11 protein-coding genes are annotated in these 10,585 nt (G+C 48.3%); 4 read left to right on the top strand and 7 right to left on the bottom strand.

The genetic code is table 11. From position 1 onward, the window contains the following. Window positions 1–15: 15 nt before the first annotated feature. Window positions 16–570, bottom strand: coding sequence for an adenylosuccinate lyase (locus tag WBV75_RS02235; protein ID WP_424119028.1), 555 nt, complete (start codon window positions 568–570; stop codon window positions 16–18). 38 nt (window positions 571–608) lie between these two features. On the opposite strand from WBV75_RS02235, the gene WBV75_RS02240 reads away from it, so the two are divergent. After that, window positions 609–1,082 carry a heme-binding domain-containing protein gene (locus WBV75_RS02240; protein ID WP_424119029.1) on the top strand — a complete coding sequence of 158 codons (474 nt, stop codon included), beginning with the start codon at window positions 609–611 and terminating at the stop codon, window positions 1,080–1,082. Here WBV75_RS02240 and WBV75_RS02245 read toward each other — a convergent pair. Further along, on the bottom strand, window positions 1,024–1,737 hold the full coding sequence (locus WBV75_RS02245) for an SIR2 family NAD-dependent protein deacylase (protein ID WP_424119030.1): 714 nt from the start codon (window positions 1,735–1,737) through the stop codon (window positions 1,024–1,026). The genes WBV75_RS02240 and WBV75_RS02245 overlap by 59 nt on opposite strands. 107 nt (window positions 1,738–1,844) lie before the next feature. On the opposite strand from WBV75_RS02245, the gene WBV75_RS02250 reads away from it, so the two are divergent. Beyond that, window positions 1,845–2,528 carry a TrmH family RNA methyltransferase gene (locus WBV75_RS02250; protein WP_424119031.1) on the top strand — a complete coding sequence of 228 codons (684 nt, stop codon included), beginning with the start codon at window positions 1,845–1,847 and terminating at the stop codon, window positions 2,526–2,528. A 56-nt stretch (window positions 2,529–2,584) separates the two neighbouring features. Then, on the top strand, window positions 2,585–2,965 hold the full coding sequence (locus tag WBV75_RS02255; protein WP_424119032.1) for a VOC family protein: 381 nt from the start codon (window positions 2,585–2,587) through the stop codon (window positions 2,963–2,965). A 32-nt stretch (window positions 2,966–2,997) separates the two neighbouring features. On the opposite strand, the gene WBV75_RS02260 is transcribed toward WBV75_RS02255, so the two are convergent. The 5 genes from WBV75_RS02260 to WBV75_RS02280 form a co-directional block, all read right to left on the bottom strand. Continuing rightward, window positions 2,998–4,467 carry a hypothetical protein gene (locus WBV75_RS02260; protein WP_424119033.1) on the bottom strand — a complete coding sequence of 490 codons (1,470 nt, stop codon included), beginning with the start codon at window positions 4,465–4,467 and terminating at the stop codon, window positions 2,998–3,000. Window positions 4,468–4,886: 419 nt separating this feature from the next. After that, entirely contained in the window at window positions 4,887–6,602 is a 1,716-nt protein-coding gene (locus WBV75_RS02265) for an alpha-amylase family glycosyl hydrolase (protein ID WP_424119034.1), read from the bottom strand. A 50-nt stretch (window positions 6,603–6,652) separates the two neighbouring features. Beyond that, the gene (locus tag WBV75_RS02270) at window positions 6,653–7,432 is read right to left on the bottom strand and encodes a carboxypeptidase-like regulatory domain-containing protein (protein WP_424119038.1); all 780 of its coding nucleotides are present in this window, start codon (window positions 7,430–7,432) and stop codon (window positions 6,653–6,655) included. A gap of 79 nt (window positions 7,433–7,511) precedes the next feature. Next, on the bottom strand, window positions 7,512–9,278 hold the full coding sequence (locus WBV75_RS02275; RefSeq protein WP_424119035.1) for a DEAD/DEAH box helicase: 1,767 nt from the start codon (window positions 9,276–9,278) through the stop codon (window positions 7,512–7,514). Between the two features lie 130 nt (window positions 9,279–9,408). Next, entirely contained in the window at window positions 9,409–9,996 is a 588-nt protein-coding gene (locus WBV75_RS02280; RefSeq protein WP_424119036.1) for a non-canonical purine NTP diphosphatase, read from the bottom strand. A gap of 61 nt (window positions 9,997–10,057) precedes the next feature. On the opposite strand from WBV75_RS02280, the gene WBV75_RS02285 reads away from it, so the two are divergent. Beyond that, window positions 10,058–10,513, top strand: a complete 456-nt coding sequence (locus WBV75_RS02285) for a methyltransferase family protein (protein WP_424119037.1) — start codon at window positions 10,058–10,060, stop codon at window positions 10,511–10,513. The last annotated feature ends 72 nt before the right edge of the window (window positions 10,514–10,585 follow it).

Below are 10,585 nucleotides of genomic sequence, written 5' to 3' on the forward strand. Positions count from 1 at the left end.
GGGTAGAATAAGGGTTTAATTGAGATTTTTGAGTATTCGGCGGGCCCTGGCTTTATAGCCTGCCGAACCGCCGGCGTATCCCTGCTCCAGCACTGCTTGGAGCTCGGGGTGTATCCATTCTGTATCCTGCCCGAGTAAGGCAAGGGTTTGCATACTATATGCCTTGGGAGCCACCTTTTCAGCATTGATCAGCCAGTCAAAACACGCGGCTGTTATTTGCTCCCGGTGCAAAGGGGAGAGGAGTCCTTTCTCATTATTTTTTCTTTTGTAATGCGTAAGGGTAAGCAGTTCGCAAATTTTAGCCATCGGTCTGATGGAAGACTCCATTTTGAGATTTCCGATTCCACCGGTAAAGAAGTCCAGATGAGGGTACAGGATTTCGGGTTTTTTCTTAAAGGCAAATTCTACAATCCAACTGGCCCGGCTCCCCAGATCCGAATGGGTTTCCAGGGCGATTTCGAGCAGGGGACGGAACAAGTGAGGGGATGAGAGGACCTTGTCTGCCATATTGTTTCGGCATTCCCGGCTCGCATCTACATAATCCAGTTCAAGTTTTAGTTGGGATTTCAAAGCCGTTGGTTTACTTTAGGGGGAAAATTTTGGACCATATGAAATTAGGGAAAAAAATAGGATGGACCTTATTGATTTTGTTTTTGGGACTGCAGCTCTACCGGCCGGAAAAGAACAGGGCGGAAACGAATGATCTCCAACCATTTCTGGTGGAGACAAATCCGCCTGCCCAGGTGGAATCCCTATTGAAATCGAGTTGCTTTGACTGCCACAGCAACAGGACAGAATATCCGTGGTACAATGAAGTAGCGCCCGTATCCTGGTGGATCGCCGATCATGTTGAAGAAGGCCGGGAGCATTTGAATTTTGCTGAATGGACACAGTACAGCGATAAAAAAAAGGACCATAAATTAGAAGAGGTGATTGAAACGGTAGAATCCGAAGAAATGCCGCTGAATGAATACACCTGGACCCATGAAGGGGCTCGCCTTACGGAGATGGAACGGAAGGCGATTATGGATTGGGCGAATCGCTCCCGCGCCATGTATCAATTAGCTGATTTGCCAAAATAGGCAGTCCTGTGGCTGCCCTTTCCGGTAGTATATGGAGCATATCAATGTCACCGGCCCTCAAACTCGGATTCGGGTCGATTAGATATAGCGGCACCCCGGGTTGTTTATACCCCAAAAGACCTGCTGCAGGATAAACCTGAAGTGAAGTACCCACAACTATAAGGATTTCGGCATCCATCACCCATTCGGCGGCCGTCCCAAGAAGGGGTACGGCCTCCCCAAACCAAACTATATCTGGTCGGAGGGGATATCCTTCTTCGCAGGAGTCTCCAGGACCCAGATCTGTTTTCCAGGGATAAACACGCTGATTGGGTCCTGTGCTCCTCGCTTTGAGAAGCTCTCCATGTAAATGGAGCACCTGTGAACTTCCGGCCCGCTCATGGAGATCGTCTACATTCTGTGTAATGATCTGAACCTCGAAATGAGATTCCAAACTGGCAAGAATTCGATGTCCTGCGTTGGGATCCACTTCGAAAAGTTGCCGACGGCGTTGATTGTAGAAATCCAACACCAGGTCCGGGTTCCTTCGAAACCCCTCCGGAGAAGCGACTTCCATCACATCGTGGCCTTCCCATAGGCCACCGCTGTCGCGGAAAGTATTTATTCCGCTGTCGGCGCTCATTCCAGCGCCGCTGAGTACTACAATTTTTTTCATGTGTCCGGATGGATTAGACTTCTACAGCCGTGTTTAACAGGTGCACATCGACCGGAAACCGGTAAGGGGGTGTCGGGCATGCTTGTTTTTGCTAAATTTAGCAAAGTATGGATTCCAAGTCAACGCTTGATATCGATTTATTAGAGTACCTCGAGGGACTCATTACCCCCAGGAGAAGAGCCCTTTTTTTGAAGATCCTCTCAAAGAGAACCCGTTTTCTCACGGTGGCCCTGGAAGATGTCTACCAGATGCACAACGCAAGCGCCGTGATTCGTTCCTGCGATGCTTTTGGGTTACAGGAGGCGCATTTGATCGAAGGGCGATTTGGCAGGAGGTTAGACAAAAACATAGCTATGGGTGCCCAACAATGGGTGGATATTCGCCGACACCAAAACAGTAAGGCGTGTATGGATGCCTTGCGGAAAAAGGGATATCGAATCATCGCTACGGTTCCCAGGGCGGATGCCCAATCCATGTCGGATTTTGATTTAAAAACCCCTGCTGCGCTGTTCTTCGGAACTGAGAAAGAAGGATTAAGCCCCGAGGTACTGGCTAAAGCGGATGGTGCTGTATATATCCCTATGTACGGCTTTACCAAAAGCCTCAATGTCTCTGTAGCTGCGGCTATCTTGTTGCAGGAGCTGCGGGAACGGCTTAATAATACAGATCTCAATTGGGGATTGAGCGAGGCAGATAAGCTCGAAAAGCGAATGGACTGGACGTGTAGGACAATTCATTCCGCAGAGGAAATTATAAAGCGGTATTACAGTCAAAAATCCGGTATTGAGTAAATACAGGCGCTCAAATCCGGTAGTGGTGGTCATTTAAAATTTTAAAATTCCTAATTATGGAACACAATGTAATTAGCTGGGTTGAAATCCCGGTTGTTGACATGGATCGGGCAAAGCAATTTTACGAATCCATATTCGAAATTGAGATTGAAGTGCACCAGTTTAAAGAGCTGTTAATGGGTTGGTTCCCCTTTGCTGATGGGAAACCCGGGGCTTCAGGTTCCTTGGTCCGGCACAGCGGGGCATACGTTCCCTCTGATACCATGGGTCCGGTTGTCTACTTCTCCTGTGATGACGTACAGCATGTGCTCGACCGGGTGGAAGGAGCGGGAGGGCAAATAATGCAACCCAAAACCCAGATTAGCGAGGCCATCGGGTTTATGGGAATACTATCGGATACTGAAGGCAACCGTATAGCTTTGCACTCCAGGAAGTAAAATCCCGGCGGACCAATCCTGTCTCCTGGGAATTAATTAATAGGTATGGGAAGATCCTTCAGTTTTTTCATGATTAGCGGGATCTCAAAACCGATGATAAACCGCCAGCGCTCGTAGTTAATACTTGTGGAAATGTTTTTTGGTTTAATCTGGCGGGGGTCATCTAAAGGGATATCCGGGGCAGTTCCCACCTCACTGCCCGATCGGGCATAGCTCGTTCCGAGAACGATATTACCCCAGGGCCTGTTGAGGTCTATACCCACGGCGAAATGCCAGATGTCACCCAAAAGATTTATTTCGTCCTCACTTTGGTTTACGAAGTCAAAAAGGTTGATGCTTTCTTCAGCGGCTGAGAAGTCTGTGCTGAAGCTTCCAATGATGTTCACGGAGGGGGAAACATAGAATTCCCCTCCTGCACTGAAATTCAATACTGATTTCAGGGTTTCCCTGAATGGATTTGTACCAAAGTACTCAAGGGCTTCCTCAGGGATTTCAATTCGGTCGTAAGAGCTGACTCCCGCATGCCAGTCCAGGTTGAGGTGGATTTTATGTTCCTTCCATGGAAATCCTACCCCATAAGAGACAGATGTGGCGGTCTTTCGGCTGCTCTGCAGATCCCCATAGTCTTGCTGAATGATAAAATCCAAATCGCCGGAGGCCCCGGCAAGGGACTCCTGAAAATTCAGGTTAGCACTTTTGTATACGGGGATGAAGGGCAGACCGACGTTTACCCCCATTTCTACATCTGCTAATTTCCAGGCGGCTGCAACCCGGATTTCTCCCCCGTAAGTCCTTTGCCTGAAATCAACCCGTTTTGTATAGGTTATGACCTGGTTGTTTTCCTGCTTTTCGTTGATGAGAATGTCCCCCTGGCCGTTGTTCAGATAGCTACTGGCAAAAATAGAGGCCCCTATACTTAAGGTTTCAGAGAGGGGATATGCCCAGGTTATCCCGAACCAGTCATCCCGAATTCGGTCCCTGAAGCTAAGTTCCGTCAGGCCTTCTTTATCCCGGATCACCTCATCTTCATCGGGTAACGGGATTAAACCGGAATCATAACGCAATCGGACGTCGCTCCGTTGTTTCGAAATTATGGAATACGCAAATTTATGTCCTGGCCAATCTTTAATTGAAAAGGTTCCTGCCAGGGTTGCCGGAAGCCCGCCAAACTTGTTTGCACTTAGGTCCTTATCGGTTTCAAGTACATCTGAAAAGTAGTACTTTGACCATTCGTATGCCTTCCCTCCAATCGTAAATGAGGGATTCTCTATCAGGCCGAGCCGTGCAGGGTTATAGTAGGTTAGCCCCAGGTCCGCGACGCTCCCAGTTACACTTCCGTTTAACAATACAGACTGGTTTCCGAAATTCTCAAATTTGTAATTGCCTTCCTGTGCGTGGATACCGGTATGCGTGATGAGAAAGACAGCCACAAAAAAGCTGAATATTTCGGAAAAGGCTGAACGAAGGTATAAAAGAAACCCATCGCCACGGGAAGTCTGCATTGTGCTAAATATTTGATGATAAAAGCTATCAAAGCCCCACTACTCAGTTCAAAATTAAAGAAACCCCTATAAAAAACTCCATGGACGTTTACACGGGTTTCCAGTTCAGAATCTCCTTCCCCGTCAAAGCGTCAATAGCGGAAATTGCGGAAACCGGCATTAATGGTGACGTCTCTGGACACCTTATAGGCATTCAGATAGGTGAAATATAGGCCATTTTAGATGAATTTCCGATTCTGAAACCCCCGAAGTTGATCCAGGAACTCAGTAATACTCTTGATGAGGGGCTGATGGTAGTCTTTACCCCAACCATAGGGTCCCACGTGTCCTGAGGCTGATCAATTCGCCCTTGGTCCAGGATGATATTCTTATCTATTATGGTGTTCCCTTCAGGTAAAAGTGGTTTGTATAAAGGATACTTATTCCGTCATGATAGCCTCAAGTAAGGCCGTATCATAGGGAGTGTCCAGGACAATCCTGCCTTTATTGACTACAGCCCGGGTATCCGAATAGGCGTCGTAAAGGGTGGTGCCATCCCCGAAAAATCCTTTTACCGAAAGGCTTTTTTGCCCCTTAGGAAGGTCTAGGCCAATGACCACCTTATCCCGTAGGGAATCCGAGGAGTACGTCCGGCTGAAGACGTACGGGTTTTTGGTCAGGCGTTTATGTTTTCCCGCCCCAATCGCGGGATGTGCCCTGCGAAACTGCCCGAGCTTTTGCCAATGCGAATGTACCGCCTGAATACTATCCAGGGTTTCGAGTTCCTCCCAGTTCATAAATGAGCGCAGGGTCGCGTCCCCGACCGTGCCGGGAATCTGTAAATCCCTTGAGGTTTCATCCCCGTAATAAACCTGCGCCGCACCAGGGGTGAGCAACAACATGTTGGCACTCCGATAGGCCTTTTGTCGTTTGGGATCAAAGGGTGCCCCGTCGTCGTGGGAGGTCAGATAATTCAGGATACTCTTGTCCTTGAGTTTGGTGTGCAGCAGGGAGCTGTACTTTTTAAAGACGGATTCGTAATCCTTTTGGGCATCCGTTTTGAGTTCGAAGTTGATAAGGGCCTGGAATCCATGATCGAAATAATCGACCTTCCGGTCCCCAAAATCAAATTCACGCCCGTTGGAAGCCCCGTAATTGTAGACCTCTCCGACCATATAGAAAGGCAGGTCGTCCAGAACTTTCCCCGGGTACATGCGTTTCCAGTTTTCAAAAGCATAAGCGGCCTGTTCATACAATTCAGCCCATGCTTTTTCGTCTGCATGCTTCACGGTATCCACCCTGAAACCGTCAATCCCCAAAGTATTCACGTAGTCCGTCAGCCATTTGATAATGTAAAAGCGGGGCGCTCTCGGATAGCCTGTGCGCTTAAAAAAATTCTGTAGTTCATCCAGCTCAGTGCTCAGGCGACCCTCGGACTTCCATTTGGCCAGCAAGGCGTCCGGGAGCTCCACGGGAGTATCCCTCTCGGTGTAAATATCAGGCAGATTGTCTACCAGGGTGCACGAGGTTGTGTTTTCATAATTGGAGAAATCACAGGTTGGATCCTGACGTACCCAATCTTCAGGCCAGGCAGGATCGATATCCGTCACCGGCCCCGTATGGTTTAGCACGACATCCATAACAATGCGTATGCCCTTGCTATGGGCCGTCTCAACCATGGTTTTTAATTCCTCAAAGGTGCCGAAGTTAGGATCGAGGGCAGTCCAGTCTTTGGCCCAATACCCGTGGTATCCATAACTATTCCCGGTCCCTTCATCAGTATCCCCGTGAATTTGTTCTACGACGGGGGTAAACCAGATGGCATTTATGCCGAGATCTGTGAAGTACCCCGATTCGATTTTCTCAGTGATCCCGACAATATCCCCGCCCATAAAGCCCCGGAGGGGGCCTGTTTCGCCGGACCTGTCGAAATTGATATCGTTTTCTGTTTTACCATTGTTAAAACGGTCTGTCAGTAAAAAATAGATAGTAGCGGCCTCCCACATAAACGGTGGGGTCTCCTCAGCGTTTTCGGCGATTTCCGCAGAGGGCTGAATACTTACAGGGCTCTTTCCGGCTTCTCCGGACTTAGAGGCCTCCGGTTTGCATGAGCAGAAGAGTAGGGTGAGAAAGCTGAGATACAGAACACTGCGCATGGAGTCAGGAATTTCCCTAAAACTATAAAATGCCCTCCTAAAAGTAAAATTTAATTTGTCCGGTTCAGCACCTTGTATTCTTCATAGCAGCTGCTGAGTGCATCCAGGATCTGTAAGTCGTTGGCTGTCATTAGAAAAGACTTGGAATAATTGCAGTTGGTTAGGATGTCTTCTATATCAACTTTTTCTAATTGCAGCAGCTCCATAAGGGTGGTACGGTCGAATTTAGAGGCCAGAAGATCGCGTATCCGGTCATCCTCTTTTATTTTACGGAGTTTTCTCATCTGCTGTGGATGCCGGCCAAATATATTGCGAAGCTGGTCTGCCGGATTCAGAATCGCACCGAGCACCTTGGATACCGCACCCGGGGTTTTGCTCCCTCCTTCATAACTCACGGCAAGGCCGGAAATGCTGTATTGGTATGAATTGTTGATCGGCAGGTTTTTAACATCCACTTCGAGATATCCCGTAAGCTGATAGGGCTGAACGATCACCTCTTCCAGGGCATAGGCGAGTTCCGTCAGGGAGATTTTCGTGTCCTGGAATTTAAACATGTCATTGGTAACCCGGATTTTTTGGGGTTTAAACCCGAGATAGGAAATGTAAAGCGTGTCATTGACGGCTGCGGGGATCGAGAAGGTTCCTTTTTGGTCTGTTATCGTTCCTACAACCTGGTTCAGGTTGATGACGTGAACGCTCTCCAGGGGTCGGTCGGTCTGGGCATTGATCACAACAGCCTCCAGCTGCCTGGTGCCCGCAGTGTTTTCCGGGTCCTGAGCCATGGTGCGGAAACCGCAGAGCAAGAGTATTAGTAATAAAGAAATTCGCATCATACCATCTTCCTCACAAGCATGGCGAAGAAAGTAAAAAAAAAGTGCAACTACCAGATTTTTTGGATACCCTTAACTATTATTTCCCCGGGCGGCCTTTGGATCCCTTTTTAGCTTTATTGGCTTTCTTTGCTTTTTGCTTTTGCCGAAAGGAGCCTCCTTTTGAAAACGTCTTTTTACCTCCTTTTCCGGAAGTCTTCCATCCTTTTTTCTTGTTCTTTCGAAAGCCTCCCTTTCCCCCTTCCCTTGGTTTAGTGGACATCTCAACATGAATAGGCCGGCCTTTAAGCGAAAACCGCCTGAAGGTTTCCATAACCAGGGGTGTAAAAACAGAGTCGGTATTGAAGAATGAAAAACCATCTTTCACATCCACATGAAAAATATCGTCCTTTCCCAGCCCGAGTTCTTTTTTCAGCAAGTCCTTCAGTTCCATCCAGTCAAAACCGTCGCGCTCCCCTATATTGATAAAGTAGCGTGCCTGGCCCTTACCTATTTCCGAACTCTCCACGGATTTGGAGGGACTGTCTGAAAGGGATGCTGAGTTTTTGTTGTAGAATTCAAAAAACCGGCTGAATTCAACCGAAACCATCTTCTGAATCAACTCATCACGGCTCAGGTCCTCGAGAACATCGCGAATAGCCGGGATGAAACCTTCTATAGCGGGATTAATCTCGGTATCCCTAATCTTGCTCACGAGATGGTAGAGTTGGATCTCACATATCTCCATACCATCGGGCAATTCTTTCTGAACTAAAGGCTGGCCGATGATTTTTTCAATTTGTCGTACCCTGCGCATTTCGGAACGCGTAAGGATCACCATGGAAACCCCGGATTTTCCAGCCCGCCCTGTTCTCCCGCTACGGTGTGTATAGGTTTCAGTTTCATCGGGAAGCTGATAGTGGATCACGTGGGTAATATTATCCACATCGATTCCCCTGGCAGCTACATCCGTAGCCACGAGTAGCTGAGATTGTTTTTTTCTGAAAGCCCCCATAACCAGGTCGCGCTGGTTTTGACTCAGATCCCCATGCAGGGCCCCTGCATTGTAACCATCTTCAATAAGCTTCTCCGCAACCCGCTGTGTATCTCTCTTGGTACGGCAGAATATGACCGAAAAAATGCCCGGATGCGCATCTACAAGACGCCGCAGGGCCGCGTAGCGATGTCGTCCGGAAACGGTATAGTATTCATGGCGAACCGTATCGGTGGCTTTGTTTTTGGTGCCTACGGTTACCTCTTTGGGCTGGTGCATAAATTCCCTTGCAATTCGGGCAACTTCTCCAGGCATGGTAGCCGAAAACAGCCAGGTGGACTTGTCCTTTGGGGTTTTCGAGAGGATGTCTTTGATGTCCTCATAGAAACCCATATTGAGCATTTCGTCCGCCTCGTCGAGAATGCAATACCCGATGCTCGAAAGATTGATCATACCCCTGCCAATCATATCCTTGATCCGACCGGGAGTGGCGACAATGATTTGTGGATTTCGGCTGATATCCCTGGCCTGATCACGGATGCTCGCCCCTCCGTAGACTGCAGTAATACCGAGCCCCGGCAGGTTTTTGGCGTAATTCTTTAATTCCCGTGTAATCTGAAGACAGAGTTCCCGGGTAGGAGAGAGGATTACCCCCTGGGTTTTGCGCTGATCAACTTCCGTTTTTTGAAGTAAAGGCAGGCCAAAAGCGGCGGTTTTACCGGTACCGGTTTGTGCCAGTGCCACCAGGTCGGTTTCACTTTCTAAAAGCATGGGAATTACTTCCGCTTGTATGGGGGTGGGATTCTCGTATCCAAGATCCCGGACAGCTTCCCAGAGGGGAGCATTGAGTCCTAATGATTCAAATGATAGCATGATGTGATCTAATCAATTACGGATTGTTGAAACAGGTGGCCTGGGTTTCGTACTGGTGCTTAATTGCCACGTAAATAGAGGAAAGCCGGTCAATTTATCGGCAAAGATACCGCATTTAATCCGATCGGGATTAATCCCTTATTATATTCTCCAAAAAGGCACATAGCTTTGCAATGGCCCTTGCCCTATGGCTCATTTTGTTTTTTTCTTCAAGTGTCATTTCAGCAAAGCTCAATTCAGACCCGTCTGGCTGGAAAATGGGGTCATAGCCGAACCCACCCTCTCCCCGCGGTTCTTCCAGTATTTTTCCCTCGACCACACCTTCAAATTGGTATGCACTCCCCACCAGAATCAGGGCAATAACCGTTCGGAATCTCGCCTTTCGGGAAGCCTGCCCCTGCATAAGATTGAGGAGTTTGGCCATATTGGCATTCGCCAGGCCCTCAGGGCCTGCAAAACGGGCGGAATAGACCCCGGGAGCCCCTTCAAGGGCTTCCACTTCGAGGCCGGTGTCATCGGCAAAACAGTCCTGCCTGAAATACTTCCAGATATAGTCCGCCTTAATTTGTGCGTTTCCTTCCAGGGTAGTCGCTGTTTCGGCGATGGCCTCCACGCAACCGATCTGGTCCAGACTCAAAACTTCCAGGCCGCCGGGGATCAAAGGTTGAATCTCTGCCAGTTTGTTTAAATTGTGGGTTGCGAAAACAATTTGCTTCATCGGTATGGCGAATTTTACAAGCTTCTCAAAAGTAGTATTTTTACAGGGTCAAATCAGAATTGTGAACAAACTTAAACTCCCCCCGGCCCTTGTATTTATACTTTTTGGCTGTCTGATGTTCCTGCTTTCCAAAGGGCTGCCTTTCGGGCAGTTTGACTTTTTTGGGAGGAGCGCGCTCAAATGGATCTGTTCGGCCCTGGGTGGAGTAGTCGGTTTTTCAGCGGTTATTCAATTCCTCAGGGCCGGAACCACCCTGGATCCGAAACATCCGGAAAAGAGCACGGAACTGGTCGTTAAGGGCGTTTATAATTTCAGTCGAAACCCGATGTATCTCGGATTGCTTTTATTTTTGCTGGCGTGGGGCCTACACCTTGGAAATGCCTTTAACACGATTCTTGCCGCCCTCTTCGTGGCGTATATGAATCGATTTCAAATTGCAGCCGAGGAGAAAGCACTGGAAAAAAAATACGGGGCAGCCTATCGCAGCTATTGTGTCCTTGTGAGACGTTGGTTTTGATTCCGAACTTCTTTCTCTTCAATTTTAAATGCAAGAAAATAAACTAAAGACTGTTCATTAGTTTTAAAAACT

It is taken from the genome of Robiginitalea sp., assembly GCF_049588695.1.
Taxonomy (GTDB): Bacteria; Bacteroidota; Bacteroidia; order Flavobacteriales; family Flavobacteriaceae; genus Robiginitalea.